The 26993-nt window shown below is 72.7% G+C and carries 24 protein-coding genes and 1 pseudogene; 11 read left to right on the top strand and 14 right to left on the bottom strand.

The window, feature by feature from the left end; genetic code table 11:
- Positions 1-12: 12 nt before the first annotated feature.
- Positions 13-1164, bottom strand: coding sequence for a bifunctional glutamate N-acetyltransferase/amino-acid acetyltransferase ArgJ (gene argJ, locus ABT118_RS10050; protein ID WP_350646566.1), 1152 nt, complete (start codon positions 1162-1164; stop codon positions 13-15).
- Between the two features lie 14 nt (positions 1165-1178).
- Complete coding sequence (gene argC / locus ABT118_RS10055) at positions 1179-2207, bottom strand: N-acetyl-gamma-glutamyl-phosphate reductase (RefSeq protein ID WP_350646246.1); 1029 nt, start codon at positions 2205-2207, stop codon at positions 1179-1181.
- Between the two features lie 209 nt (positions 2208-2416).
- On the opposite strand from argC, the gene ABT118_RS32745 reads away from it, so the two are divergent.
- From ABT118_RS32745 to ABT118_RS10070, 4 genes are all read left to right on the top strand, one after another.
- The gene (locus tag ABT118_RS32745; protein WP_502884518.1) at positions 2417-2494 is read left to right on the top strand and encodes a 50S ribosomal protein bL37; all 78 of its coding nucleotides are present in this window, start codon (positions 2417-2419) and stop codon (positions 2492-2494) included.
- A gap of 115 nt (positions 2495-2609) precedes the next feature.
- Positions 2610-3977: an NAD(P)/FAD-dependent oxidoreductase gene (locus ABT118_RS10060; RefSeq protein ID WP_350646247.1), complete on the top strand. Its 1368-nt coding sequence runs from the start codon at positions 2610-2612 to the stop codon at positions 3975-3977.
- Positions 3978-4035: 58 nt separating this feature from the next.
- Positions 4036-4728: a Clp protease N-terminal domain-containing protein gene (locus ABT118_RS10065; RefSeq protein WP_350646248.1), complete on the top strand. Its 693-nt coding sequence runs from the start codon at positions 4036-4038 to the stop codon at positions 4726-4728.
- Between the two features lie 99 nt (positions 4729-4827).
- Positions 4828-6252, top strand: a complete 1425-nt coding sequence (locus ABT118_RS10070) for a M6 family metalloprotease domain-containing protein (RefSeq protein WP_350646249.1) — start codon at positions 4828-4830, stop codon at positions 6250-6252.
- 7 nt (positions 6253-6259) lie between these two features.
- Here ABT118_RS10070 and ABT118_RS10075 read toward each other — a convergent pair whose 3' ends face one another.
- Together ABT118_RS10075 and ABT118_RS10080 are read right to left on the bottom strand one after the other, a co-directional pair.
- Complete coding sequence (locus tag ABT118_RS10075) at positions 6260-7417, bottom strand: methyltransferase (protein WP_350646250.1); 1158 nt, start codon at positions 7415-7417, stop codon at positions 6260-6262.
- A 12-nt stretch (positions 7418-7429) separates the two neighbouring features.
- Positions 7430-8409 (bottom strand): annotated as a pseudogene (locus ABT118_RS10080) (endonuclease/exonuclease/phosphatase family protein).
- Between ABT118_RS10080 and ABT118_RS10085 the strand changes: the two are divergent.
- The gene (locus ABT118_RS10085; RefSeq protein WP_350646252.1) at positions 8408-8920 is read left to right on the top strand and encodes a GNAT family N-acetyltransferase; all 513 of its coding nucleotides are present in this window, start codon (positions 8408-8410) and stop codon (positions 8918-8920) included. The pseudogene ABT118_RS10080 and the gene ABT118_RS10085 sit on opposite strands and share 2 nt — an antisense overlap.
- Here the strand turns inward: ABT118_RS10085 and ABT118_RS10090 are convergent.
- A complete protein-coding gene (locus tag ABT118_RS10090; RefSeq protein ID WP_350646253.1) occupies positions 8913-9476 on the bottom strand; it encodes a chloramphenicol phosphotransferase CPT family protein in 564 nt (187 codons plus the stop codon). The two genes, ABT118_RS10085 and ABT118_RS10090, sit on opposite strands and share 8 nt — an antisense overlap.
- A gap of 104 nt (positions 9477-9580) precedes the next feature.
- Here ABT118_RS10090 and ABT118_RS10095 point away from each other — a divergent pair, with 104 nt between their 5' ends.
- Positions 9581-10417, top strand: coding sequence for an arylamine N-acetyltransferase family protein (locus ABT118_RS10095; RefSeq protein ID WP_350646254.1), 837 nt, complete (start codon positions 9581-9583; stop codon positions 10415-10417).
- Here ABT118_RS10095 and ABT118_RS10100 read toward each other — a convergent pair.
- Positions 10401-11330 (bottom strand): tellurite resistance/C4-dicarboxylate transporter family protein, encoded by a 930-nt coding sequence (locus ABT118_RS10100; protein ID WP_350646255.1) that lies wholly within the window; start codon positions 11328-11330, stop codon positions 10401-10403. The genes ABT118_RS10095 and ABT118_RS10100 overlap by 17 nt on opposite strands.
- A 619-nt stretch (positions 11331-11949) precedes the next feature.
- Here ABT118_RS10100 and ABT118_RS10105 point away from each other — a divergent pair.
- Positions 11950-14901, top strand: coding sequence for an NPCBM/NEW2 domain-containing protein (locus tag ABT118_RS10105; protein ID WP_350646256.1), 2952 nt, complete (start codon positions 11950-11952; stop codon positions 14899-14901).
- 60 nt (positions 14902-14961) lie between these two features.
- Here ABT118_RS10105 and ABT118_RS10110 read toward each other — a convergent pair whose 3' ends face one another.
- Complete coding sequence (locus ABT118_RS10110; protein WP_350646257.1) at positions 14962-16284, bottom strand: M64 family metallopeptidase; 1323 nt, start codon at positions 16282-16284, stop codon at positions 14962-14964.
- Positions 16285-16401: 117 nt separating this feature from the next.
- On the opposite strand from ABT118_RS10110, the gene ABT118_RS10115 reads away from it, so the two are divergent.
- A complete protein-coding gene (locus ABT118_RS10115; protein WP_350646258.1) occupies positions 16402-17754 on the top strand; it encodes a helix-turn-helix domain-containing protein in 1353 nt (450 codons plus the stop codon).
- A gap of 14 nt (positions 17755-17768) precedes the next feature.
- Here ABT118_RS10115 and ABT118_RS10120 read toward each other — a convergent pair whose 3' ends face one another.
- The 4 genes from ABT118_RS10120 to ABT118_RS10135 form a co-directional block, all read right to left on the bottom strand.
- On the bottom strand, positions 17769-18683 hold the full coding sequence (locus tag ABT118_RS10120; protein ID WP_350646259.1) for a cyclase family protein: 915 nt from the start codon (positions 18681-18683) through the stop codon (positions 17769-17771).
- 32 nt (positions 18684-18715) lie between these two features.
- Positions 18716-19615 (bottom strand): NAD(+)/NADH kinase, encoded by a 900-nt coding sequence (locus ABT118_RS10125; RefSeq protein WP_350646260.1) that lies wholly within the window; start codon positions 19613-19615, stop codon positions 18716-18718.
- A complete protein-coding gene (locus tag ABT118_RS10130) occupies positions 19612-20643 on the bottom strand; it encodes an SPFH domain-containing protein (RefSeq protein ID WP_350646261.1) in 1032 nt (343 codons plus the stop codon). Before ABT118_RS10130 ends, ABT118_RS10125 begins: the two co-directional genes overlap by 4 nt.
- Positions 20644-20728: 85 nt before the next feature.
- Complete coding sequence (locus tag ABT118_RS10135) at positions 20729-21547, bottom strand: SDR family NAD(P)-dependent oxidoreductase (protein ID WP_350646262.1); 819 nt, start codon at positions 21545-21547, stop codon at positions 20729-20731.
- Positions 21548-21819: 272 nt separating this feature from the next.
- Between ABT118_RS10135 and ABT118_RS10140 the strand changes: the two genes are divergently transcribed.
- Positions 21820-22689, top strand: a complete 870-nt coding sequence (locus ABT118_RS10140) for a 3-hydroxybutyryl-CoA dehydrogenase (RefSeq protein ID WP_350646263.1) — start codon at positions 21820-21822, stop codon at positions 22687-22689.
- 160 nt (positions 22690-22849) lie between these two features.
- Positions 22850-24052 (top strand): serine hydrolase domain-containing protein, encoded by a 1203-nt coding sequence (locus tag ABT118_RS10145; RefSeq protein ID WP_350646264.1) that lies wholly within the window; start codon positions 22850-22852, stop codon positions 24050-24052.
- Between the two features lie 70 nt (positions 24053-24122).
- Here ABT118_RS10145 and ABT118_RS10150 read toward each other — a convergent pair whose 3' ends face one another.
- The gene (locus ABT118_RS10150) at positions 24123-24302 is read right to left on the bottom strand and encodes an antitoxin (protein ID WP_350646265.1); all 180 of its coding nucleotides are present in this window, start codon (positions 24300-24302) and stop codon (positions 24123-24125) included.
- 234 nt (positions 24303-24536) lie between these two features.
- Between ABT118_RS10150 and ABT118_RS10155 the strand changes: the two genes are divergently transcribed.
- A complete protein-coding gene (locus tag ABT118_RS10155) occupies positions 24537-25175 on the top strand; it encodes an HNH endonuclease family protein (protein ID WP_350646266.1) in 639 nt (212 codons plus the stop codon).
- Between the two features lie 60 nt (positions 25176-25235).
- Here ABT118_RS10155 and ABT118_RS10160 read toward each other — a convergent pair whose 3' ends face one another.
- Together ABT118_RS10160 and ABT118_RS10165 are read right to left on the bottom strand one after the other, a co-directional pair.
- Positions 25236-26006 carry a DUF4328 domain-containing protein gene (locus ABT118_RS10160; RefSeq protein WP_350646267.1) on the bottom strand — a complete coding sequence of 257 codons (771 nt, stop codon included), beginning with the start codon at positions 26004-26006 and terminating at the stop codon, positions 25236-25238.
- 64 nt (positions 26007-26070) lie between these two features.
- Positions 26071-26847: a chitosanase gene (locus ABT118_RS10165; RefSeq protein ID WP_502884519.1), complete on the bottom strand. Its 777-nt coding sequence runs from the start codon at positions 26845-26847 to the stop codon at positions 26071-26073.
- Positions 26848-26993: the final 146 nt, after the last annotated feature.

Below are 26993 nucleotides of genomic sequence, written 5' to 3' on the forward strand. Positions count from 1 at the left end.
GGGTCCCCCGGCTCAGGTGGAGTAGGCGCTGTTCTCGTGCACGTAGTCGGCGGTGAGGTCGTTGGTCCACACGGTGGCGGCGGCCTGACCGGCCCTCAGGTCGGCGGTGATGACGATCTCGCGGCCGGTCATGTCGACCAGGTCGCGGTCGTCGCCGACGCTGCCGTCGCGGCAGACCCAGACGCCGTTGATGGCCACGTTCAGCTCGTTCGGGTCGAAGGCGGCGTCGGTGGTGCCGATCGCGGCCAGCACCCGGCCCCAGTTCGGGTCCTCGCCGTGCAGGGCGCACTTGAGCAGGTTGTTCCGGGAGATCACCCGGGCCACCTGGACGGCCTCCTGCTCGGTGGCGGCGCCGGTCACGTCGATCCGGATGTCCTTGCTGGCGCCCTCGGCGTCACCGATCAGCTGCCGGGCCAGGTCGGCGCAGACGGCCGAGACCGCGGCGGCGAACTCGTCCTGCGCCGGGGCGATCCCGGAGGCGGCCGAGGCCAGCAGCAGCACGGTGTCGTTGGTGGACATGCACCCGTCCGAGTCGATCCGGTCGAAGGTGGTGTCCGTCGCGCTGCGGAGCGCGGCGTCCAGGCCCTCGGCCGGCACGTCGGCGTCGGTGGTGAGCACCACGAGCATGGTGGCCAGGCCGGGGGCGAGCATGCCCGCGCCCTTGGCCATGCCGCCGACGGTCCAGCCGTTCCGCGTCACCTGGGCGGTCTTGTGCACGGTGTCGGTGGTCTTGATCGCGATCGCGGCGGCCTCGCCGCCGTCGGCGGTGAGCGCCTTGGCGGCCTGCTCCACCCCGGGCAGCAGCAGGTCCATCGGCAGCCGGAGCCCGATCAGGCCGGTGGAGGCGACCGCCACCTCGCCCGCGCTCAGCTCCAGCTCGGCGGCCACCTTCTCGGCGGTCGCGTGGGTGTCCTGGAAGCCCAGCGGTCCGGTACAGGCGTTGGCGCCACCGGAGTTGAGGACGACCGCCGAGATCCGGCCGCCCTTGGCCACCTGCTCGGACCAGAGCACGGGGGCGGCCTTGACCCGGTTGGAGGTGAAGACGCCGGCCGCCGCGTTGGACGGGCCGTCGTTGACCACCAGGGCCAGGTCGGGCGTGCCGCTGGCCTTGATGCCGGCGGTCACCCCGGCGGCGCGGAAGCCCTTCGCCGCCGTCACGCCGATGCTGGGGGTGTTCGTCACGGTGCAACTCCGTTCAGCGGGAGGCCGAGCTCCTCGGGGAGCCCGAGGGCGATGTTCATGCTCTGCACCGCGCCGCCGGCGGTGCCCTTGACCAGGTTGTCGATCGCGCTGATCGCGATGATCCGGCCGGCGTGCTCGTCCAGGGCGACCTGGACCAGCGCGGCGTTCGAGCCGTAGACCGAGCTGGTCTGCGGCCACTGGCCCTCCGGCAGCAGCCGCAGGAACGGCTCGCCCGCGAAGGCCTCCTCGTACGCGGCCCGCAGGCTCGCGGCGGTCACGCCGGGCTTTGCCTTGGCGCTGCAGGTGGCCAGGATGCCGCGCGGCATCGGCGCCAGGGTCGGGGTGAACGAGACGGTGATGTCCTCCCCCGCGACCGGGCCGAGGTTCTGCGCCATCTCCGGCGTGTGGCGGTGGCCGCCGCCGACGCCGTACGGGCTCATCGAGCCCATCACCTCACTGCCCAGCAGGTGCGCCTTGGCCGCCTTGCCCGCGCCGGAGGTGCCGGACGCGGCCACCACCACCGTCTCGGGCTCGGCCAGCTTCGCGGCGTACGCGGGGAAGAGCGCGAGCGAGACGGCGGTCGGGTAGCAGCCGGGGACGGCGATCCGCTTGCTGCCCTTGAGCGCGGCCCGGTGGCCGGGCAGCTCGGGCAGGCCGTACGGCCAGGTGCCGGCGTGCGGGGAGCCGTAGAACTTCTCCCAGACCGCCGCGTCCTTGAGCCGGAAGTCCGCCCCGCAGTCCACCACCAGCACGTCGTCGCCGAGCGCCTCGGCGACGGCGGCCGACTGCCCGTGCGGCAGGCCGAGGAAGACGATGTCGTGACCGGCCAGTACCTCGGGGGTGGTCGGCTCCAATACCCTGTCCGCAAGGGGAAGCAGATGGGGCTGGAGCGCACCGAACCGGGCGCCGGCATTCGACCCGCCGGTCAGTGCCCCGATCTCGATCTCCGGGTGCCCGAGCAACAGGCGCAGCACCTCCCCGCCCGCGTATCCACTGGCGCCGGCGACGGCGACTCGCAATGCCATGATCCCTCCTAGGACTCGGCATGAATATACGCATCACGGAACATTCATGCAAGGAGCCCTCGGCGGCCAGAGCCACACTCTGCCGGGTCACCGGCTCCCGCACCGACGGTGTGTCAGGTCGGGCCCCCAGCCGTACGGCCGCACCGGGAGGCGGGGCCGGACCCGGCGTGGAACGGTGGTCGGAACATCCCGTTGCGAGAGGAGTGGCCATGTCGTCGAAGCGGCGCCGGAAGAAGAAGGCACGCGCCAAGCGCAAGGCGAACCACGGTCGTCGGCCCCAGTGCTGAGCAGCGCCGCCTGCGGCTCCTGACGGAGCCGCAGGCGGTCGCCAATCGGATGGCAATCGTCCGTCAAGTCGCGTGAGCCATGCTCGTCCCCGAGGCCGGGGACGAGGAGGACAGCATGACGGGTGACAGGGGCGGGCACGCGGTCGTTGCGGGGGCGGGGATCGGGGGGCTGCTGGCGGCCCGGGTGCTGTCGGAGACGTACGGGCAGGTCACGGTGGTCGACCGGGACGCACTGCCGGAGCAGGGCGTGGCGCGCCGGGGGGTGCCGCAGAGCCACCACGCGCACGGGGTGCTGTCGCGGGGGTTCGAGGTGCTGGAGGAGCTGTTCCCCGGCCTGGGGGCGGACCTGGTCGCCGGCGGCGCGCTGATCCGGGACGCGCAGGCGGACGTGCGCTGGTTCAACGACGGGTACCCGATGAGCGCGGGGCACTCGGAGCTGCCCTGCCTGCTGGTCAGCCGTCCCGCGCTGGAGCGCTATCTGCGCTCGCGGGTGGCCGCACTGCCGGGGGTGAGCATCCAGGACCGGTGCGAGGTGCTGGAGCCGGTCGCGGACCCGGGGCGGAGCCGGATCACCGGGGTGCGGCTGCTGGAGGTCAACACCGAGCCGCACACCGTGCCCGCCGACCTGTTCGTGGACTCCACCGGGCGGAGCAACCGGGGCGAGGCCTGGCTGCGCTCGCTCGGCTACGAGCCGCCGGAGGAGGACCGGGTGGACTCCCGGCTGGTGTACGTCTCCCGGGAGTACCGGCGACTGCCGGGCGGGGCGGAGGCCGACGCGTACGTGATCGGCGCCTCGGCGTCGGCACCGCGCGGCGGGGTCGCGCTGAGCGCGGAGGGGGACCGCTGGCTGGTGACGCTGTTCGGCATGAACGGCGACAACCCGCCGGTCGACCCGGAGGGCTTCCACGCCTTCGCGGCCCGGCTGCCGGTGCCCGAGCTGCACCGGCTGCTGGAGCGGCTGGAGCCGCTGACGGAACCCCGGCTGATGCGCATCCCGGTGTCGATCCGGCGCCGCTACGAGCGGATCGACCGGCTCCCGAAGGGCTACCTGGTCTTCGGCGACGCGCTGTGCCAGTTCAATCCCTCGTACGGGCAGGGCATGACGGCCGCGGCCGTGCAGGCCGTGGCGCTGCGGGAGTCGCTGGCGCAGGGCAGCGGCGCGGCGGCCGTCCGGGACTTCTTCCGGCGGGCGGCGGCCGCGGTCGACGTGCCGTGGGACATGTCGGTCGGCGGCGATCTGCGCTTCCCGTTCGTCGAGGGCAGCCGCCCGCTCCGGGTGCGGCTGGTCAACCGGTACATCGCCCGGCTGCACCGGGCGGCGGCCGAGGACCCGCAGGTGGCCCGGGCCTTCCTCCGGGTGGCCAACCTCCAGGCGCCGCCGCAGGGGCTGTTCGCACCCGCGGTGCTGCGGTCGGTGCTGCGCCGGCGGCCGGCCGGTCCGGCGGCCCGGCCCGCGGTGCGGCAGCAGCCGACGGGGGCCTGACCGGGAAGATGTCAACGCGTGGTTGACGCTGCGACAAAAGGCAACCTACAGTTGACGCATGACGATCCCCGTGCGGCTCGACGACCTGATCGACGCCATCAAGAAGGTCCACCCCGATGCGCTGGAGCAGCTCTCCGGCGCCGTCATCGCCGCCGACCACCTCGGTGAGTTGGCGGACCACCTGATCGGCCACTTCGTGGACCAGGCCCGGCGCTCCGGCGCCTCCTGGAGCGACATCGGCCGGAGCATGGGCGTGACCCGCCAGGCCGCCCAGAAGCGCTTCGTCGCCAAGGACCCGGGCGAGCCCGGCGATCTCGACCCGAGCCAGGGCTTCGGCCGGTTCACCGACCGGGCCCGGCAGGTGGTGATGGCCTCCCAGGAGGAGGCCAGGGCGGCGGGCAACCTGGAGATCCGGGCCGAGCACCTGGTGCTCGGCCTGCTCGCCGCCCCCGAGTCCACCGGCGCCCGGGCCCTGGCCGCCCAGGGTGTGACCCCCGAGGCGGTCCGCGCGGCGGTCGGCGCGGTGCTGCCCGCGCCGGTCGAGGACGTGCCCGGGCTGATCCCGTACGACGCGGGTGGGAAGAAGGTGCTGGAGCTGACCTTCCGAGAGGCGCTCCGGCTCGGCCACAACCACGTCGGCACCGAGCACGTCCTGCTCTCCCTGCTGGAGCTGGAGGGGGCGGACGGACTGCTCGGCCGGCTGGGCGCCAGCAAGGCCGCCACCGAGAGTTTCGTGGTCGAACAGGACTGACCTGGCGGGCGTTCTCCCTCGACCGACCGTATCCAACGCGCGCTCGCGTCCCTACCATGAGTAGCCACGAGATCGCAGTCAGCTGTCGAGGGAGTCGCCATGTCCCGAACCCGCGCCGTCCGGTCCGACTTCTGCGCCGTCGCCCCCAGTCCCGAGCTGCGCGAGCGCCTGCGGCAGGAGCTGGCCCGGGTCCGTTCCGGCCCCGACGAGCTGAGCGGCCAGCTGGCGGTGGGCCGGACCCCGAAGCGGCTCGGTTTCGACGACGGCGCGATCCTGCCGCCCGACGAGTTCCCGCTCGGCACCCCGTACGACACCATCCAGTCGGCCGCCGCCGACCGGGCCCCGCTGCGCGGCCCGCTCCGGGTCGCGGTGGTGCTGGCCGACTTCTCCGACCGTGCGATGGCGGCCCCGAAGGCCCACTTCGAGCAGTTGTTCTTCTCCCTCGGCGAGCTCCCGCACGGCAGCGTGCGGGAGTACTACCGGGAGGTGACGCACGGTCTGATCGACATCGTCGGCGAGGTGGTGGGCCCGATCCGGCTGCCGCAGACGCTGGCCTGGTACGCCAACGGCAACTTCGGCATCGGCCGCCCCGGCGGCGAGCCGCGCGCCCACCTGATGGCCCGTGACACCGCCCTGGCCGCCGACCCGCTGATCGACCTCGCCCCGTACGACAACGACGGCAACGGCTTCGTGGACGCGTTCATCGTGGTGCACGCCGGCTCGGGCGGCGAGGTCAGCGGCGACCCGGGCGACATCTGGTCCCACAAGTGGACCCTGCCCGCCGCGCTCGACGCCGACGGCACCAGGGTCTTCGCCTACCTCACCATCCCCGAGGACGCCAGGATCGGGGTCTGCGCGCACGAGCTGGGCCACCTGCTGTTCGGCTTCCCCGACCTGTACGACACCGACGGCAGCTCGGAGGGCGTCGGCAACTGGTACCTGATGGGCGGCGGTTCCTGGGGCGGCGGCGGCGACATCCCGGTGCACCCCTCGGCCTGGTGCAAGGTCAACCAGGGCTGGGCCGGCGTCGACGTGGTCACCACCGGCGGCACCGTCGCGTTCGAGGACGTGAAGTCCGGCCACACCGTGCACCGGCTCTGGAAGGACGGCGCCGGTGGCAGCGAGTACTTCCTGGTGGAGAACCGCCAGCGGAGCGGCTACGACGTCTCGCTGCCCGGCGCGGGCCTGCTGGTCTGGCACGTCGACGAGAGCAGGACCGGCAACACGGACGAGCACCACTACCGGGTCGGCCTGGTCCAGGCCGACGCCAGACGCGACCTGGAGCTGGCCCACAACCGCGGCGACGCGGGCGACGCCTACCCGGGCAGCAGCGGGAACACGGCGATCGGCAGCACCACCTCCCCCAGCTCCAAGTCCTACGCGGGGGTGGACACCTGGGTGTCCATCAGCTCCATCCCGGCGCCCGCAGCCACCATGACCGCCACCGTCTCGGTCTCCGGCAGGCTGCCGGCCCAGGGTGGCCCGCCGGCCGAGCGGGACTTGGCCATCCGGCCGGCGCAGTGACTGCGGCCTAGTTCTTGACGGCCCGCAGGACGACGAACTTCGGGTCGCTGCTGACCACCTGCGAGTTGCCGAACAGGCGGCGCAGCTTGACGTGGTAGCCGAGGTGCCGGTTGCCGATCACCCAGAGCTCGCCGCCCGGACGGAGCGCCCGCTCGGCGGTGGTGAACATCCGCCAGGCGGTGGCGTCGGTGGTGGCCTGGTGGCTGTGGAAGGGCGGGTTGTTGAGCACCAGGTCGACCGAGTCGGGTTCGGCGCCGGCCAGCGCGTCGCCGACCACGAACTCGGCCTTGGCGGCCGGGCCGAGCGCGGCCCGGAAGGTGGCCTCGGCGGAGGCCACCGCCTGGTGCGACTCGTCCACGAAGAGCAGCTCGGCCCCCGGGTTGGCGAGCGCGGCGGCGGTGCCGACCACGCCGTTGCCGCAGCCCAGGTCGGCGATCCGCTTCGGGCCGGTGGTGGCCGGGAGGTTGGCGAGCAGGAAGCGGGTGCCGATGTCGAGGCGCTCGGCGCAGAAGATGCCCGCGTGGTTGGTGACGGTCCGTCCGGAGACCGGGCCGATGCCGTCGGGGAGCTGGTAGCTGATCGGCCACGGGCTGCGGGTCCTGGGCAGCGCCGGGTCGGGCGTGCAGAGGATCAGCCGGGCCTTCCTGACGGCCAGTGAGGTCCTGGTCGGGCCGAGGATGCGATCGAACAGGTGCAGGGTGGAGGTGTGGATCTCGGTGGTCATGCCCGCCCCGATCACCACCGTCCCGGCGTGCACGGCGGGGGCCAGCCGGTGCAGCTGGTCCTCCAGCAGCGCGAGGCTCTTGGGCACCCGGACCAGCAGTACGTCGATCCGCTCCGGCGGCGGGTCCTGGGTGGTGAGCAGCTCGACCGCGTCCGGCCCGGCGCCGTGGCGGGCCAGGTTGGCGGCGGTGGCGCGGCGGCCGAGGTAGGAGTCGGAGATCTGGGTGGGCCGGTGCGCGGCGAGGGCGGTGGCCAGCGCGCCCCAGCGGTCACCGAGCAGCACCACCCGTCCGGTCAGGTCCACCGGCGGGGTGTCGTCGGTCCCGTGCACCTGCCGGAGCAGGTACTCGTCGGCGGCGTCCCAGGCCCGGAGGCGGTCGCGCGGGTCCTCGGGGAAGCGGCTCAGCTCGAACTCGCCCCATGGCGTCGTGAAACTTTCCATCGTCCGCCCAGGCTATCCGAGCCCGCCGAGGTTGATCCGCGCCGCCACCGGCAGATGGTCGCTGGGGGTGGCGGGCAGGGTCCGGCTGCCGGTCACGGCGGCGTGCCGGGTCAGTACGTGGTCGATCCGGGCCAGCGGAAAGGAGCGGGGCCAGCTGAGCTCCCGTCGGCCGCCCTCGCCCAGCTGATCGGTGACCGGGGCGAGGCCGCGGTCGTCCAGGGTGCCGTTGAGGTCGCCGAGCAGGACCACCCGGGGCAGCGGTTCGGCGGCCAGGGCGGCGGCCAGCAGCCGGGCGCTCTCATCCCGGGGGTCGGTGCGGTAGCCGCCCGGGCCGAGCCGGACGGACGGCAGGTGGACCACGTACACCGCCGTCTCGCCCTGCTCGGTGTGCAGGGTGGCGTGCAGGGCCCGGCGCCAGTCGGCGGCCAGGCCGCGCGGCTTGAGGTCGACCGGGCGGACGTCGGTGAGCGGGTACCTGGACCAGAGGCCGACGGTGCCCTCGACCGCGCGGTGGGGGTGGTCGGCGCCGAGCACGGCCTGGTACTCGGGCAGCCGCTCCGGGAGCAGTTCCTCCAGCGCGATCAGGTCGGCGCCGGCGGCGGCCAGGGTCCGGGCGGTGCCGGTCGGGTCCGGGTTGGCGTCGTCCACGTTGTGCTGAACCACCGTCAGCGACCCCGGCCCGGTGTCCCCGACCGGGACGAACAGCACGGCCCAGACCACCGCGCCCAGCGCCACCGCCACCCCCGCCGGGGCGGAGCGGCGCAGCAGCGCCAGGACCGGCAGGGCCAGGGCAGGAAGGTCTCCAGCAGGCTGCCCAGCCGCAGCCACCCGTTGGGCACCAGCCCGGGCCGGAGCAGTACCGCCGTCACCAGGACGGCCGTCCCGGCCACCGGTCGTCCCCGTCCCCGTCGCCGTGCTCCCGTGTCCACGGCTGACAGGAGGTCAGAGACGGGCGGGCCGGTTCCGTCCGGGGCGGGTAACGTCCGGTCCATGTCCACCACGCTGTACGGCACCGCCGTCACGCTCCGCCCCGCCACCGCCGAGGACGTCGCCCCGCTGGCCGAGATCCGGGCCGCCCCGGAGGTGTTCGCCCGCTGGCACGGGACCGGCGACCTGCCCGCCGAGGTGGCGGAGAGCCTGGCCGATCCGGGGACGGAGGTGTTCGCGGTCGAGCACGCGGGGCGGGTGGTCGGCGCGGTGCAGTGGTACGCCGAGACCGACCCGGACTACCGGCACGCGGGCATCGACATCTTCCTCGACCCGGCCGTGCACGGCCGGGGCCTGGGCGCGGACGCGGTCCGGACGCTGGCCCGCCACCTGACCGGCACCCTGGGCTTCCACCGGCTGGTGATCGACCCGGCGGCCGACAACGCGGCCGCGATCCGCTGCTACGCCAAGGTGGGCTTCCGGCCGGTGGGGGTGATGCGGTCCTACGAGCGCGGCCCGGACGGGACGTGGCACGACGGGCTGCTGATGGACCTGCTGGCGGCCGAGCTCAGCTGAGCTCGAACCTCAGCTCGTCGAACGCGGTCGGCTTCGCCCCGCCCTCCAGGTGGGCGGCGATCTGCGCGGCGCACTCCTCGCTGCTGTACCGACCGGTGTCGACCTCCAGGTCGTACACGCCGTGCGCGTGCACCCGCTCGTACTGGAGCGCCGCCAGGCCCGCCGGCCGGTCGCCCCGGGCCCGCTCCCGGCGTTCCAGCTCGGGCAGCGCGCAGCGGACGCCGACCAGCAGCACCTCGTACGGGGCCAGCACCTCCAGGCAGTCCCGCAGCCGCCACGGCTCGCTCAGCACGTGGTCCACCACGACGTGGTTGCCCGCCGCCGCCATGCCCGCTATCGCCCGGTGGAACCCGCTCCGCATCCGCCGGAGCGCGAGGTCGAGCTCCTCGGGCGACAGGTCCCTGCTGGCGGACATCGCGTTGAAGGCGTCGACGGCCAGGTGGAAGTGGAGCGGTTCGAGCCGGCGCAGCAGCGCGGCCGCCAGGCTCGACTTGCCGGAGCTGGAGGTCCCGTTGAGGAAGACGATCCGCCCGGCCTGCCCTTGGTCCGCTGTCATGCCGCCGACCGTACCCGGGCCGAACAGACGTCCGCACGGCGGGGCGTCGGGCGGACCTGACGAAGGGTCTGCTGGGTGATGGTCATACCGGTTAGTGTGCGGGCATGCTGACTGACACGGTTGTCGACCGGTACCTGCGGCGGCTCGGGGTCGAGCGGCCGGGGCAACCGACGGTGGACGGGTTGTTCGCGCTGCACCGGGCGCAGGTGGAGCGGGTGCCGTACGAGACGCTGGAGATCCAGCTGGCGCGGCCGACCACGATCGAGCCGGCCGACTCGGTGCGGCGGATCCTGGACGGGCGGGGCGGGTACTGCTTCCATCTCAACGGGGCGTTCTCGGCGCTGCTGACGGCGCTGGGCTACCGGGTGGAGTGGCACGTGGGCGGGGTCCAGGTGGACCCGGCGACCCCGGCCGGGGCGAACGCCAACCACCTGGCGCTGACGGTGGAGTGCGAGGGGCAGCTCTGGTTCGCGGACACCGGGCTCGGGGACGGGCTGTACGAGCCGCTGCCGCTGCGCGAGGGGACGTACCGTCAGGGTCCGTTCGACTTCGGGCTGGCGCCCTCGGCGGCCGAGCCCGGCGGGTGGCGGTTCACCCACGACCCGCAGGGCTCGTTCCCCGGAATGGACTTCCGCAAGGAGACCGCGACCGGGGCGGACTTCCTGGCCCAGCACGAGTGGCTCTCGGGCTCCCCCGACTCGCAGTTCGCGGGCACCGCCTGCGTGCTGCGCCGGGACGCCGACGGGCTGGACGCGCTGCGCGGCTGCGTGCTGACCCGCACCGACTCCACCGGCCGGAGCAGCACCGAACTCACCGCCCCCGCCGACTGGTTCGCCGCGCTCGGCGACGTCTTCGGCCTCGACCTGCCGGAGGCCGACCGGGGCCGGCTCTGGCGCAAGGTGTACGCCGCCCACCTGGCCTGGCTCAGGACGCGCGACTGACCGCGGCGCCCGCCACCGCCAGGCCCCAGCCGGCCACCGCGACCCAGAGCAGCACCTCGCCGAGCGGGCGCAGCCAGCCGACCCCGGTGGCGTCCGCCACGGTGAGGCAGGCCGCCGAGGTCATGCCCAGCGGGAAGACGGTGGCCCAGCGCCGGACGTCGTAGTGCGGGCGCGGCCGGGCCAGTTCGGCCCCGAGCAGCACCGCGTACCAGGCCAGCGCGAACCCGAGCAGCACCAGGGTGGTGGTGCGCAGCGCCTCGCCGCCCCACACCTGCGAGGCCGTCAGCTTGGCCCCGGCCAGGGCGGAGATCGCCAGCGCGCCGCCCGCCACCCACTGGTCGCCCGCCCCGCTCAGGAGCTGCCGGCGGTCGAACCGGACCAGCGCCTCGACGTACAGCAGCAGGCCGAGCAGGAAGAACGCCAGCGCCACCCGGTCCAGCCAGGGCCGGTGGCCGGCGGCGGCCAGGGTGGCGGCCAGGACGGCGATGCCCTGGGTGGCCACGCAGACCAGGAAGGCGGCGCCGGGCATCCGCCGCTGCCAGTGCCGCAGCACCGCGGTCAGCAGCACCGGCCAGAGCAGGACGGCCAGCACCAGCAGCACCGCCGCCACCCGGCCCCATCCGAATACCGAGAGCCGGGCGCCGAGCACGGTGGTGGCGGCCACCGCCGTGAGCGCGGGCGGGGTGTCCGCCTCGGCCTCGAACCGGGCCAGGTCCCGGACCAGCAGCCGCCCGAAGTCGGCCGCCAGCACCAGCCAGAGCGCCCCGGCCAGGGCCAGCGCCGCCACCGAGAGGCCGTGGTGGCCGCTCAGCTCCAGGGCGATCGAGATGATGCCGGTGGCCATCACGGCGGCACCCGCCACGGGCGGCAGGTCGGCCCAGGCCCGGGTCCATGCGGGCTGACGGTACGTCACCCGCCCATCCCACGCCGGTCCGCACCCGCGCGCCATCGCGGTGCGCCGTCCGGGGTCGGCGGGCTCGGGAAGGGGGACAACGGGAGCCTCCTGACGGGTGCACGGACAGGGCCCTTCGGGGCAGGCAGAGACTACTCACGCTTGCAGTGACCTGCAATGCATCATTGAAAACTTTCCAACGTCGCATCATTTCATGATTGCAAGTTGGCAGTCCGATCCGGCATCCTGAGGGCGGCCTCCACCCCGAACCATGCCCCTGACCTGTGCAGATGCGAATCCCCCCGGGCCGGGCCCGGGCAACTGCGGCAGCCGTCGGGTCCGATCGGACCCGACACAGCTATTGACACCACTTCTCTGAAAAGTACTCAATAGGCGACACAGTCCACCGTCTTTCAACACGCCGTGCGACAGCGGGAGTTACCCCATACCCCACTGCCGCGCCCGGCGCTGCCGACGCCTGCCCGCTCCTCCCCGCAGGACCCCCACGGACTCCCCCACCCGAAAGGATCGACCGCTCATGCGGCGACTTGCCTGTGCCCTGTCCGCAGTACTCGCATCGGTCAGCACGGTCGTAGCGCTCCCCGTCTCCCCCGCAGTGGCGGCGGCGGCAGCACCGTACGTGATCGAAGTGGAGAACATGTCGCTCACCAACTTCACCTCGGAGCGCGTCAGCCACACCTGGAACGGCAACCCGGTCGACACCGTCACCTACGCCCGGGGCGTGGCCGGACAGACCAGCAGCGCCACCACCACCTACACCGGTGCCGCGGGCAGCTACGACCTGATCACCCGTTACAACGGCGACGTCGCGAACGGGGTGGTCTACCGGATCACGGTGAACTCCGCCGTGGTGGACTCCTGGTCCACCAACCAGCGCTACGGCCGGGACTACACCGACCCGGTGAGCATCGACACCCGCACCTCCAGCAGCGTGGCGCTCAAGGCCGGCGACGTGATCGAGCTGACCGCCGTCTCGGCCAGTGAGGTGCCGCGGGTGGACCGGATCACGGTCCAGCCGCACGTGGGCGCACCGACCAGCGCACTCACCATCAGCTCGCCGAACGCGACCCTGAACGACGGCTTCAACTGGGGCAAGAACCGGGCCCTGGGGATGACGTTCTACCCGGGCAACCCGATGATGGGGCACGAGCCGGAGTGGTGGCGCCTGCAGAACGCCGCCAACCCGACGGTGACGCCCGGCTACTGGGGTGCGTACACCAACCGGGAGTCCTTCTACAACCGGGACATCGCCCACCAGTCGGACGGCGCGCACATGCTCGGCCTCGACGCCGAGACGCTCAACATGCTGAAGCTGTTCGCCGCCGACGCCGACGACCCGGGGCAGAACGGGTGGCCGCTCTGGGCCCACAGCTCCTCCGGCGCGATGTACTACATCGACGGCACCGGCTTCCGCGAGCTGCCCTCGCCGTTCAACCTGATGGCCAAGGCGTACAAGCAGTACCAGTGGACCGGCAACGCGGACTGGATCAACGACCCGACCCTGTCCGCGTACTACGACTCGACCATGGGCAAGTTCCTGACCGACCACGAGGTCAGCTGGAACGACGCGAACCCGTCCGCCGAGCAGCCGGTATCGAAGAAGCAGCCCGGCGAGTACACGGCGACGTTCTTCGAGTTCCCGAACGAGAACCTGGTCTCCGCGGCCGACTCGCTCGGGTACCAGTACCAGTCGATGCTGGCCTACTCGGAGATCCTCAAGGCCAAGGGCGACACCGCCAACAGCACCAAGTGGGCCGACCGCGCCCAGCGGGTGCGCAGCTACTTCGACGCCAACTGGTTCGACGCGTCGGCCAACCGGTACATGCGCGGCAAGGACGCGGCCGGCAACGGCTACAGCAGCTGGGGCCACGAGGCCAGCTTCCTGATGATGCTGACCGGCCTGGGCGACCAGGGTCCCCGGACCAGCAACTACCTGGACTTCATCGCCGCCAACGACGACAACCTGAACGTCGAGGCGACCTCCTACCTGCCGGAGATGTACTACCAGTACAACCGCTCCGCCGAGGGCTGGTCCTGGCTGAAGAAGCTCCTGACCGGCCGGGACAGCTACCCCGAGATCTCCTTCCTCGCGGTCAGCAGCGTCACCGACGGCATGATGGGCATCCAGCCGGACGCCCCGAACCACAAGGTGGCCACCGTCTCGCGGCTGACCTCGGACACGCCGTGGGTGGAGCTGGACCACCTCAAGGTCGGCGACAGCGACCTGAAGCTCAAGCACACCGGCACCACGGCCTCGACGCTGACCAACAACTCCGGCAGCACGGTCACCTGGGAGGCGCAGTTCTACGGCACCCCCTCCACCATCACCGTGAACGGCGTCGCCCGGACGCCGCAGACCAAGACGCTGTACGGCCAGACGGTCTCCTACGTGACCGTGCCGGTGGCCGCCGGTGCGTCCGTGGTCGCGGGCACCGCGATCGGTGACATCACCGCGCCGACCGCGCCGACCGCCCTGGCCCCGGCCAACCTGACCTCGGAGAGCGTGGACCTGGGCTGGACCGCGTCGACCGACAGCGTCGGCGTGGCCAACTACAACGTCTACCGGAACGGGACCCTGGTCGGCTCCGCGACCGGCACCACCTTCGCCGCGACCGGGCTGGCGGCCTCGACGCCGTACTCCTTCACGGTCAAGGCCGTCGACGCCGCCGGGAACGTCTCCGGCACGAGCAACACCGTCGCCGTCACCACCCCCGCCGCCCCGCCCACGGTCAACCTGAGCGAGCTGGCCTGGAGCGACGCCAGGAGCGACTTCGGCACCGTCCGCAAGGACAGGAGCGTCGACGGCAACCCGATCAGGCTCAACGGCACCGGCTACGCCAAGGGCATCGGCACCCACGCCAACAGCAGCGTGACCTACCCCCTGAACGGCGGCTACACCCGGTTCCGTTCCGACGTCGGCATCGACGACGAGATCACCGCGAGCGGCACGGTCAGGTTCGAGGTCTGGGGCGACGGCGTCAAGCTCTACTCCAGCCCCTCGACGCTGACCCCGACCAGCCCGACCCAGTCCATCGACATCAGCGTGGCCGGCGTCAACTCGCTGGTGCTGAAGGCGACCGACGCCGGCGACGGCATCAACAGCGACCACGCCGACTGGGCCGGAGCCCGGCTGATCGCGAACCGGCAGACGCCGATGGCGCTCAGCGACCTCGACTGGACCGGCACCCCCGCCATCGGGTCGGGCACCGTCCACAAGGACAGGAGCGTCGACGGCAACCCGATCAGGCTCAACGGCACCGGCTACGCCAAGGGCATCGGCACCCACGCCGTCAGCGCCATCACCTACACGCTGAACGGCGGCTACACCCGGTTCCGTTCGGACATCGGCATCGACGACGAGGTCGGCGCGAACGCCACGGTCACGTTCGAGGTCTGGGGCGACGGCGTCAAGCTCTACTCCAGCCCCTCGGCCCTGACCCCGACCAGCCCGACCCAGTCCATCGACATCAGCGTGGCCGGCGTCAACTCACTGGTGCTGAAGGCGACCGACGCCGGCGACGGCATCAACAGCGACCACGCCGACTGGGCCGGAGCCACCCTGCTGCGGTGACACCCGGCCGACCGGAGCGGGGCCGCGTCCTGACGGGCGCGGCCCCGCTGCGCGTTCCCGTCACCGGGACCGGGTGACCTCCCAGCTCAGCGAGTCGGTCAGGCCGGTGCGCAGCCCGGGGTCGCGCACCGCCGAGGTCGGGTCGGTGGCCACCGCGGTGAGCCGGTGCGCCCGGCCCTTGGGGCCGGTCAGCTTGAGCGCGGACAGGTCGAGCGCGGTGCGGTCGCGCAGCGAGGCGACCTCGCGGCCGTCCAGGTACCAGCGCAACTGCGTTCCCGGCACCGGCAGTTCGACGCTCAGGCGGTCGGCCTGGGTGAGCCCGGCCGAAGTCGGGGTGCTGCTGGCCAGGGTGCTGGCGTAGCGGTAGAACCCGGCGATCATCGCCTCCCGGCCGGGCAGGTTGAACTCCCGGCCGAGCGACCGCATGATCGAGTTGTCGGTCGGCCGGTAGAGGCCCTTCTCGTAGTAGCCGCCGCCCAGGTACGCACCGACCTTGCCGCCGTCCGGCGAGGTCTGGCCCAGCCAGCGGTACCACTTGGTCCGGGTGCGGGTGAGCTGAGCGGCCGTCAGCTTGGAGATGTTCGCCTCGGCGGGCTCGCTGCCCTGGTAGGTGCCCTGCCCGGCGTAGAAGTACTCGTCGGCGAGCTTGCCGAGCGAGTGCCCGGTCTCGTGCACGGCTATCTGGCCCGACTGCGCGTTGCCGCCCGCCACGGTGGCGATTCCGCTGTACCCGAGCGAGGAGACCACGTCGTTGTAGCCCGCGCCGCCGTACTTGGCGCTGTTGGCCACCACGATCACCAGGTCGGCCTGCGGGGCCTTGGCGGCGTAGCGCTCCACCGCGTCGGTGTCCACGCAGAGCAGCCGCTCCACGTCGTCGCACCAGAAGTACGAGCCCAGCGCGGTCTGCCGGACGGTGGCCTTGTCCGGGTCGCCGCTCACCCCGGACTCGGCCGAAACCGCCTCCACCGCCCAGACGTTGAACAGGCCCCGGTAGGTCTTGTACGGCTCGACCGCCGCGATCTGCTGCCACTTGGCGGCGGCGTCGGCGCGGAACTGCGCCTGCTGGCCGGCCGTGTAGCCGTCGCCGACCATCACGATGTCGAGCTTGGCGGCGGTCGGGCCGCTCTGCACGATCGGGGTCACCGTGCCGTCCCCGGCCACCGGCGCGGCCGCGAGCGCGCGCGGGGCGGTGAACCGGGAGCCCGCCGGGGCCTGGGCGTGCGAGATGGTGCCGTCCTCCGCGAAGGCCTCCACCTGGTGGCCGGGCCGGGCCACCGGGGCGGGGGCCGCCGGAGCCGGGGCCGCCGAGGCGGAGCCGGTGCCGAGTGCGGTCAGGGCGAGGGCGCCGGTCAGGGCGAGGGTGGTGAGTCTGCTGCGGTGCATGAGGGTTCCTCCCCGGAAGATAAGTTGAGTGTTAATCAGACTTAATCGGTGGGTTAATCTAGGCCACCCACCGCACCCGGGACAATGGGTCGGACGAACGACCGGGAGGAAGCGGCCATGACGGTGCAGACCGAGCCTTCGGCGATCGGGCAGCGACTGCAACAGCTGCGCCGGGAGCGGGGGTTGACCCAGCGGGCGCTGGCCGGGTCCGGGTACACCGCCGCGTACGTCTCCACCCTGGAGGCCGGCCGGGTCCGCCCCTCCGAGGCCGCGCTGCGCTACCTGGCCGAGCGGCTCGGCATCACCCCCGACGAGCTGGCCACCGGCCGCCCCGCCCACCTGGCGTCCGAGCTGCGGCTGGCCCTGACCGAGGCGCAGGGGCTGCTCGCGGCCGGGGACACCGGCCGGGCCGGCGCCGGGTTCGCGGCCGTGCTGGCCCGGGCCGAGCAGGAAGGGGTGGACGCCGTCCGCCCCGCCGCCCTGCTCGGGCTCGGCGAGTGCGCCCTGGAGAGCGGCCGACTCGGCCCGGCCCGCGAGCACTTCGAGGCCGCCGAGGCACTGCTGGCGGACCAGCCGCTGCCGCAACGCGCCGCCGCCGTCCGCGGCCGCGCGGTCACCCACCTGCTGGCGGGCGAACTCCGGTACGCCTGCTACCTGCTGGAGAGCACGATCGACCGGCTCAACGCCACCGGCCTGCCCGACCCGGACGCCCTGCTGCTGCTCTACGCCGCCGTGATCGGCCCCTACATGGACATGGGCGCGCACGCCCGGGCCGCCCAGGCCGCCGAACTCGCCCTGGCCCTGGCCCCCGAGGCCACCGACCCGGCCCTGGTGGCCGGGCTGCACCGCAGCGTCGCCCGCACCCTGATCGCCGAGGGTCGCACCGCCGAGGCCGACGCCTCGCTGGCCCGGGCCCAGCAGCTGTACCAGCGGCTGCGGCTCAACTCCGACCTGGCCAAGTGCCACTGGATGCGCGGCTACGTGCACGCCCAGGCCGGCGACCTCGACCTGGCCGAACGCGAACTGCGCACCGCCCGGACGATGCTGACCGCCCAGCAGGCCGAGCTCTTCGCGCAGCAGGTCGACGTGGAGCTCGCCGACGTGCTCCGCCGCCGGGGCAGCCACCAGGAGGCCGGCCTGCTGCTGCACACCCTGCTGGACCGGCTCGGCCCGCACCGGGGCGCCGTCCACGCCGCCGGGGCGCACCGCCTGCTCGGCCTGATCGCCGAGGAGCAGGACGCCCCGGAGGACGCCGAGGAGCACTACGTCCGGGCCCTCTCGCTGCTCGAACAGGCCGGTGCCGCAGGCGACCTGGCCGACCTCTGCCGCCTGCTCGGCGACCTCTACCGCCGCACCGGCCGCACCGAGCTCGCCCTCGACGTCTACCGCACCGGCCTCGGCCACCGCGCCGCCCCCGGCACCACCACCCTCGGCCCGGGCCCGGCCGCACCGCCCCTGCCCGCCTCCTGAGTGCGGGCGCCGGGCTACTCGTCGATGGTGGCGAACGCCCGGACCGGGAAGGTGCCCATGCCCTCGATCAGCGGGGGTGCGGCGGTGAACCGGAAGCCGTCGACCGGCAGTTGGTCCAGGCCGCGGAGGTGCTCGACGATCGGGATGCCCGCACTGAGCAGGGCGGTGTGGGCCGGGCGGGCCAGGTCGGCGGTGTCGTCGATGTTCAGCGAGTCGATGCCGACCAGGACTGCGCCCTGCTGGACCAGGAAGTCGGCGGCCGCCGCGGTCAGGTACGGGTGGCCGGTGCCGTACGCCTCGGTGCCGAAGTGCCCGGACCAGCCGGTCTCCACCAGCACCGCCCGGCCCGCGAGGTCGAACGGCGCGAAGGCGGCCGCGTCGATCGCGCGCGCGGCGGCGCCGGTGACCCGGACCAGCAGTCCGGGCAGGTCGGCCAGTCGGTCCAGGCCGACGCCGGACAGGTCCGCGCCGTCGCGGTGGCGGTGCGCCGGAGTGTCGAGGTAGGTACCGGTGTTGGCGACCATCTCGATCCGGCCGATCTGGAACTCCGTCCCCGGGCCGTAGCTCGCGTGCGAGGCCGCCCAGCTCAGGTGGTCCTCGATGTGCGGCGCCGGGAGCCCGGGGTAGGTGATCAGCCCGTCCCGGATCGGGTGGCTGAGCTCGACCGTCCGGCGCCGGGTCCCCGGTGCCTTCGGGGTGCTCGCCGGGTTCTTGTGCGCCTCCCGGATCACCCGCAGGTTGGCGACGTCCGCGCCGCCGACCATCGTCAGCCCGAGCTGCCGGACGAACAGGTTCGCCACGGTGGCGTCGTCCACCTGCTCGGTCGGGACGTCGACCCGGAAGCCCTCGGCGCTGAGACCGCCGCCGTTGGAGAAGGTGATCTCGATGTCGAAGACGGCACGCCACTGGTCAAGAGAGGATTCGCTCATGATCCGATGATCAGCCCGAGAGCCGGTGCCTGTCAGGCGAACAGCCGCAGGCGCTGCTCCGCCACCCCCACCCGGACGGTCTGACCCCAGCTCAGCTGGAGCGCGTCGGACTCCACCCCGTCCCCGAACGCGATCAGCCGGTCCGACTCGACCGTCAGGGTCAGCTGCTCGCCCCCGGTCAGCAGGCCCTGCACCTGGTCGGTCCCGGTGGCGGGCGAGGGCCAGGCCTCGCGGACGAACCAGGCCAGCTCACCGGCGGTCGGACCGGGCAGCCGCAGCGGGCTGTGCCGCTCCAGCCAGGCCGACCGGCACCAGCCCGTACCGCCCGTACCGGTCCCCACCAGCACCCCCGAGGACGCCTGCGCCTCCTCCGGGCCGCCGCCGGCCGTCAGCCGGTACCGGGAGGTCTGGTGACCGCTCTGACCGAGGTAGACCTCGTTCAGCGCGAGCAGCCGCTGGGTGTCGTCGGCCACCGCCTCCACCATGGTGCGCTGCTCCAACTCCCGTTCCCCGCCCGCCCCGGCGGCGGCCCGCAGCAGCAGCCCGGCCTGCTCGGGACGGTGCCGGACCAGCACCCCGGGGTTGCGTCCCGGCTCGGTGTCGATGCCGATCACCGGCTGGCCGGTGAGGTACTTGGCGGCGTTCGCCACCAGCCCGTCCTGGCCGACCACGACCACCAGGTCCTCGGGGCTGAAGAGGAAGCGGTCCAGGTCGGCCCGCTCGACCCGGCTGCGCCGCCAGTCCAGCGGCACCGCGCCCGCCACCTCGGCGAGCGCGGCCAGCGAGCGGTGGTGGCGCTCCTCGACCTCGGCCAGCGAGCGGCCGCGCGAGCCGGTGAAGAAGGAGGCCTGCCCGCGCGAGCCGTGCCGGGCGAGCAGCTCCTCGTACTCGGTGCGGCGGTGCACCAGCACCACCCGGGGGGCGAGGCTCACCGGTCGGCGCCGAGCCTGGCCAGCAGGCCGGTCAGCACGTCGGGGGTGAGGGTGACACTGTCGATGTTCGGCAGGTGCTCGGCCAGCTTGATCAGCGCGAGCGCCCGCAGCACCTCGGGCCCGGCCTGCTGATGGGCGCTCAGCCAGGCCGCCTCGGTCTCGGCCTTCGCCGCACCGAGGTCGCGGTCGGAGTCGGCCTGGGCGGCGGCCAGGATCCGGGCCGCCTCCGCCTCGGCGGCGGCGAGCCGGGTCCGGCGGACCGCCTCGGCCTCGGCCCTGATGCCGTCGGCGGCCGCGTTCTGCTCCGCCAGCCGGCGCGCGTTGGCGCCCTGCTGCTCGACCAACTGCTCCTCCCGGCGGGCCAGTTCGATCTGACTGGCGAGCTCGTTCTCGGCGATCGCGCGCTCCCGCTCGACCGCGACGGCGCGCCGCTCGTAGGTGGCCCGGTCGGCGTCCTGCTGGACCTGCTCCCGGGTCGGGGTGCGCAGCGCGCGCTCCATCTCGGCCTCGGGCCGCAGCGCGGTGATCCGGACCGCGACCACCGACAGCCCGGTCTCGGCCAGCCGCCGCTCGTCGGCCAGGCCCTCCCCGATCCGGTGCCGCAGCGCGGTGATGCCGTCGGCCAGCGCCTCGGCGAGCGAGGTACGGGCGATGAGTTCGAGCGCGTACTGCTGGGCGATGTCGGTGAGCAGGGTGCCGAGCTGGTCCAGCGGCTCGGCCCGCCAGCGGCCGGTGTCGGGGTCGATTCCGAAGTCCACCCGGGTCGCGGCCACCGCGGCGTCGGTGATCCGGTAGGTCACCGCGGCCTGCACGGTGAGGTCCTGGAAGTCGGCCGTGGTGGCGTGGAACAGCATCGCCAACTCGCGGTCGTCCGCCGGTACTTCGGATATCGCGGCGGTGAGCGGACGGAACCAGAAGGCCAGCCCGGTGCCGTCGTGGGCCAGCTCGCCCCGGCGCAGGTGGCGCACGTGCGAGGTCGGCGCGGCACGCAGGTGCCGGAAGCCGAACCGCTTGGTGATGTCGGCCATGGTGTCCCCCTCGGAGCAGCACTAATCGTCCCCCTGACGATAAACGGCGGGGGCCATTATCGTCAAGAGGACGAAAAGGAGGTTCTCAGCCGATCGGGTCGTCCTCGCCGTACGCCCGCAGCCGCAGCGTCCGGGCGTCCGCCTCCCGGATCTCCCCGGCCAGGTCCACCAGTTGCTCCAGGTTGTCCCGCCCAGCGTGGATGAACCGGCCGTGCAGCGCGTCGAACCGCCCCCGGGCCGCGTCCACCGTGACCGCCACCATGTACGGGATGCTGCCCCAGGCCTTCATGTCCTTGAACATCGGCATCCCGGCCGTCATCCCGGTCTCCACCGCCCCCGGGCTGATGTCCAGCACCACCACGTGGTGCGCGGCCAGCGAGTCGGCGATGTTGTCGGAGAGCTGGAGCAGCGCCCCCTTCGAGGTGGCGTACGCGGTGTAGTTGCCGTCCGGCCGCAGCGCGAAACCCGAGTTGAGGTTCACCACCCGGCCCCGGCGCCGCTCGACCATCCCGGGCAGCACGCTGCGCAGCAGGTTGTACGGACCGCGCAGGTTGGTCTCCACCACCTGCCACCACTGCGTCGGGTCGGTCTCCCAGAGCGGCACCTCGTCCCGGTCCACCTGGCCGGCGTTGTTGACCAGGAAGTCGACCGGCCCGAGGTCGCGCTCGACCGCCCGGACCGCCTCGCGCACCTGTCCCGGCCGGGTGACGTCGGCCGTCACCGCGACCCCGCGCGCACCGTGCCGCACGCACTGCTTGAGCGTCTCGACCAGCGTCGGATGGTTGCGGCCGACCAGGCCGACCGCCATCCCCTCGGCGGCCAGCCCGACCGCGATCTCCCGCCCGATCCCGCGGCCCGCCCCGGTGACCAGCGCGACCTGACCTGCGAGCGATCCCGTAGGCATGCGTCAGTACTCCCTCGTCGACTCCTCCGTATTCTTCGGGCCGCCCGGCCGCCCCGGTCGGATCACCGGGGCCGACCGGGCCGCCTGTCAGCCGATCAGCCCAGCTTCCGTACACGCACCTCCCGACGGAGATCACATCCCGGACCGGAGATGAACTCGCCGGTAGCCGGGTAGTACCGTCGTCCGGGCGGCACGTACGGCCACGACACCGTCGCGCCACCGCTGAAACGCATGCTGGGCACCCCCAGCTCCACCGTGAAGAGGGCAACTGAGTGAGTGACATCGCGCGCGTCGGAGTAGTCGGCTGCGGCCTCATGGGGTCGGGCATCGCTGAGGTCTTCGCCCGCTCGGGCCTGGACGTGCTGGTCTCGGAGGCGACCGGGGAGGCCCTGGAGCTCGGGCGCACCCGGATCACCAACTCGCTCGAAACCGCCGTCCAGCGCGGGAAGCTGACGGAGGAGCAGCGCGCCGAGACCCTCGCCCGGATCGCCTTCACCACCGACCTGGGCGACTTCGCCGACCGCGACCTGGCGGTCGAGGCGGTGGCGGAGCGCGAGGACATCAAGATCAAGATCTTCCAGACCCTGGACCAGGTGATGGAGCGCCGGGACGCCATCATCGCCTCCAACACCTCCTCGATCCCGATCGTGAAGCTGGCCGCCGCCACCTCCCGTCCGGAGCAGGTGATCGGCCTGCACTTCTTCAACCCGGCGCCGGTCCAGAAGCTGGTCGAGGTCATCCCCACCCTGACCACCTCCGCCGAGACCACCGCCCGGACCGAGGGCTTCGCCGTCCAGGTGCTCGGCAAGGAGCCGATCCGGGCCCGCGACCGGGCCGGCTTCGTGGTCAACGCCCTGCTGGTGCCGTACCTGCTCTCGGCGGTCCGGATGTTCGAGTCGGGCGTGGCCACCGCCTCCGACATCGACAAGGGCATGGAGGCCGGCTGCGCCCACCCGATGGGCCCGCTCCGCCTCTGCGACCTGATCGGCCTGGACACCATCCTGTCGATCGCCGAGTCGATGTACCACGAGTACAAGGAGCAGCTCTACGCCGCTCCCCCGCTGCTCTCCCGGATGGTCGACGCGGGCCTGCTCGGCCGCAAGTCCGGCCGCGGCTTCTACGACTACACCGCGAGCGCCTGACCCGAGCCGCCGTACGGACCTGGCCCCGGACCGGACGATCCGGGGCCAGGTCCGTACGGGTGGACTCGCCGGGCGGGGTTCGTGGGCGCCCGGCCCGGGGGCGGGGCGGATGGTGACGTTGCCTGGCAACGTCCCTCGGACCGGAAGTGACGCCCCCGCCATGCGCCCTGCCCGCAGACTCGCCGCCGCCCTGCTCGCCCTCGCCACCCTGACCCCGCTCGCCCTGGCCGCCCCCACGGCCCAGGCCGCCCCGCCGACGGCCGCCGTGGCCGGCTCCGGCCCGCACGGCCAGGACACCCCGCTGGACCCCGCGCTGGTGGCCCGGCTGGACGAGGTGATCGAGCGCACCCGGCAGGAGACCGGTGTCCCGGGCGTGACCGTCGGCCTGTGGCTGCCCGGCCGGGGCACGTACGTCCACTCCTTCGGCGAGGCCGACACCAAGACCCACCGGCCGATGACGCCCGACCTGAACATGCGGATCGGCAGCGAGACCAAGACCTTCACCATCACCGCCGTGCTGGAGCTGGTCGACGAGGGGCTGGTCGGACTGGACGAGCCGATCGGGAAGTACCTCGACGGCGTCCCCGACGGCGACTGCATCACCATCCGTCAGATGGCGGAGATGCGCAGCGGCCTGTTCTCGTACACCTTCGACGACGACTTCGTCCACGACCTGCTCAGCGACCCGGACCGCCCGTTCACCCCGCAGCAACTGCTGGGGTACGCCTTCAAGCACGACAACGTCTTCGCCCCCGGGGCGGAGTTCCAGTACTCCAACACCAACACCGTCCTGCTCGGCCTGCTGGTGGAGAAGCTCGGCGGGATGCCGCTGGCCGACTTCATCCACCACCGCGTCACCGGCCCGGCCCACCTGGACCGGACCCTGTTCCCGACCGGCGCCGAGTTCCCGCAGCCGTACGCGCACGGCTACACCAGGCAGACCCTGGACGACTCGGTCGCCGACGCCACCCACTGGAACCCGAGCTGGGGCTGGGCGGCCGGGGCGATGATCTCCGACCTGCACGACCTGCACCACTGGGCCAAGGTGGTCGCCACCGGAGAGCTGCTCTCCCCCGAGACCCAGCGGGAGCGGGAGAAGTTTCTCCCCGTCCCCGGGTTCCCCCCGGGCGCCGGGTACGGGCTCGGCCTGTTCCGCACGAACGGCTGGATCGGGCACAACGGGTCCCTGCCCGGCTACGAGAGCGTGACGATGTACCTGCCGGAGCAGGACGCCACCATGGTGGTGCTGCTCAACACCGACATCCTGCTGCCCGACGGCGGCGAGCCGAGCACCGTGCTGGCCGGCGCGGTCACCTCGGTCGCCACCCCGGACCACCTGTACGAACTCCGCCTGCCGAGCTGACCCCGGCAGCAGCACGAAGGCCGGGCCCCGTACCGACGTCGGTACGGGGCCCGGCCTTCCTGCTGTGCGGCTACTGCGGGGCCGGCGGCTCCTGGGTGCCGAGCTGTTCGTTCAGCTTCTGCTGCGCGCTGTCGACCTGGCCGCTGTACTTGCCGCCGGTCTTCTCGTCGACCGCGTCGCCGGCCTTGTCGACTCCGGTGCGCACGGTGTCCTCGTGGCCCTTGATCATGTTCTTCAGCTTGTCGAACACGGCTCGGTCCTTCCTGCGGAGCTATTGGACCCTCCCAGGATCACCGCTGCCGGACCGGGCCGCATCCGGGGCGGCTCGACGGGCGGCTCGGCGGGCAGCTGCGGTGAAGAAGGACCGGCAGAAATTTACCTCCCGGGTCTACCCGCGTAAACCAGTGGCCCCCCATGATGGCGGAGCGCATCCACCCGAGCCGCTCGGGTGCCCCAACTCCCCCGTCGAGCACTGGAGTTCGCCATGTCCCGAGTCCGTCGCGCCGCCGCCGCGGCCGGTGCCGCGCTGCTGGCCTCCGCCACCCTGATCGGCCTCGCCTCCCCTGCTCAGGCCGCCCTGCCGACGCCGGTCTCGGCCGCCACCGCCCGGAGCTACCTGGCCACCCTGACCGTCGCCGCCGACTCGCACGCCTCGACCTACGACCGCGCGCTCTTCCCGCACTGGAGCACCGTCTCCGGCTCCTGCGACACCCGCGAGACCGTGCTCAAGCGGGACGGCGTGAACGTGGTGGTCAGCTCCTCCTGTGCCGCCACCTCGGGCTCCTGGTACAGCCAGTACGACGGCATCACCGAGACCGCGTCGAGCGACATCGACATCGACCACATGGTCCCGCTGGCCGAGGCCTGGCGCTCCGGCGCCTGGGCCTGGACCACCGCCCAGCGGCAGGCCTTCGCCAACGACCTGACCCGGCCCCAGCTGATCGCGGTCACCGACAACAGCAACCAGAGCAAGAGCGACCAGGATCCGGCCACCTGGCTGCCGCCGCGCACCGCGTACCGCTGCACCTACGTCCGCGCCTGGGTGCAGGTGAAGTACTACTACCACCTCACCGTGGACAGCGCCGAGAAGTCGGCCCTGACCTCGGTGCTGAACGGCTGCTGACGAAAAAGATCGGGGGCGCGGGCTCCCACAAGCCCACGCCCCCGACCAACCGACCGACCGTCAGGCCTGCCACTGCCAGGCGGCCGCCGGTCGCGACTCCGCTGCGGCCCGGACCGCCGTGGCGTCCTGAAGCGCCGTCAGCCTGCGCAGCACCAGGATCGCCAGCACCGCCGCGACCACGTCCACCAGGTCGGCCACCGCGACCGCCCCGAAGGCGGTGGCGTACGCCTCCGGCGTCTCCTCGGCGCCGACGAGCTGCTGGGCGGCCTGCCCGGCCGCCAGCGACAGCAGCCACGCCGCCCACCAGAGGCGCAGCACCAGCTCCGAGCCCCACGGATCGCCCTTCGGCGCGCTCGCCCGCCAGCAGTCCCGGGCGATCTGGAACGGGAACCAGAACGAGACCACCGGGACGATCCAGCCCCAGACCACCCAGCCCGCACTCCGACTGTGCGGGGCCTGCGGGGCCAGCAGCTCGGCGTTCTTCCGGATCCGGACGAACCAGCAGGCGAAGACCACGCCGGCGGCCACCAGCGCCAGGACCGTCAGGCCGGACGTGCCCGCCCACACCACCGCGCTGTTGACCACGAGGTCCCCGGACAGCTCCGGCTCGTCGACGAGCTGCTGGTAGTCACCGCGGACCACGAAGGCCATCGCGGCGTCCAGCAGGTCGGCGAGCGCCACCACCCCGACCAGGATCGAGGCCGCCACCGCGAGGCCGCGCGGCGAACGGTACGCCGCCAGAGCCGGAGGCGGGCCCTGCCACTGGGGCGGCTGCGCGGTGGTGGTGCCGTCGGAGTGCATGATCAGCGGTGTCCAGTCTGTGGTGCCCACCGGGTGGCGGGATCGCAGCGGACATCGGATCACAGCAGCCGGGCGGATTTCCAAACGTTATCCGTCAGCTGTTGATGCTGAAGCTGTCGCCGTAGACCTTCCACTTGAGCGGCGGGTTGAGGTCGAAGTTCTTCGCCTTCAGGAAGACCCGCTGCGCGGTGTCCACCCGGCTGGTGTCGGAGTGCGCCTCCTCCTGCTGCATCGCCCACACCCGGGCGTCCAGGAAGGCGTTCAGGTAGGTGGTCTCGTCGCCGCCCTGGGCGGGGGTCTTGGCCTTGGCCAGGGCCCGCTTGCGGATGGAGCCGAAGCTGGTGGCGTCGCCGCCGTTGCCGTGCATCACGATGGCGTCGTAGTAGGCGAACTGGCCCAGCGCGCGCAGGCCGTCGGACTTGGCCTGGTTGACCGCCGGGTTGAAGTAGACCCGGTCGCGCTCGTGGTTCTGGGCCTGCTGGAAGACCGAGTCCTTGGCGGCGGTGGCCCAGTCCTTCTCGAAGGCGGAGCCGAGGCCGGTGTGCGAGTCGGTGCCGTCCACCTTGCGCAGCGCGGGCAGGTACTTGGCCAGGATGTTGCCGGGCTTGACCTGGGTGTAGTACTCGACCAGGTCGAGCATGTCGCCGGTGCCGGAGCAGAATCCGATGATGCCGGCGGTGTAGCCGCGGCCGTCGCCGATGTCCTCGATGTACTTGTACTGGGCCTTCCAGTCCAGCGAGGAGTTCTCCGCGCTGGAGACCAGCTTCATCGCGATCTCCTTCTTCGCCGGGTCGTCCAGGCCGACACCGGCGGCCTGGGCCGTGCCGCCGAGGAGGGCGAACGAGACGGTGGCGGCCAGCAGGCCGGTCATGACGGTACGACGGTTCAGCGCATGCATGGGGGGCACTCCGTGGGGGCCAGAGTGTTAGGAAACTTTCCTAACTGGTGAGGATTGAAGCGCGTCCAGCACCCCGACCGCAAGGGTCCGGCGACAACTTGCACCAAAAAACCGGCAGT

Origin of the sequence: Kitasatospora sp. NPDC002040 (genome assembly GCF_040296785.1) — a bacterium.
Taxonomy (GTDB): domain Bacteria; phylum Actinomycetota; class Actinomycetes; order Streptomycetales; family Streptomycetaceae; genus Kitasatospora.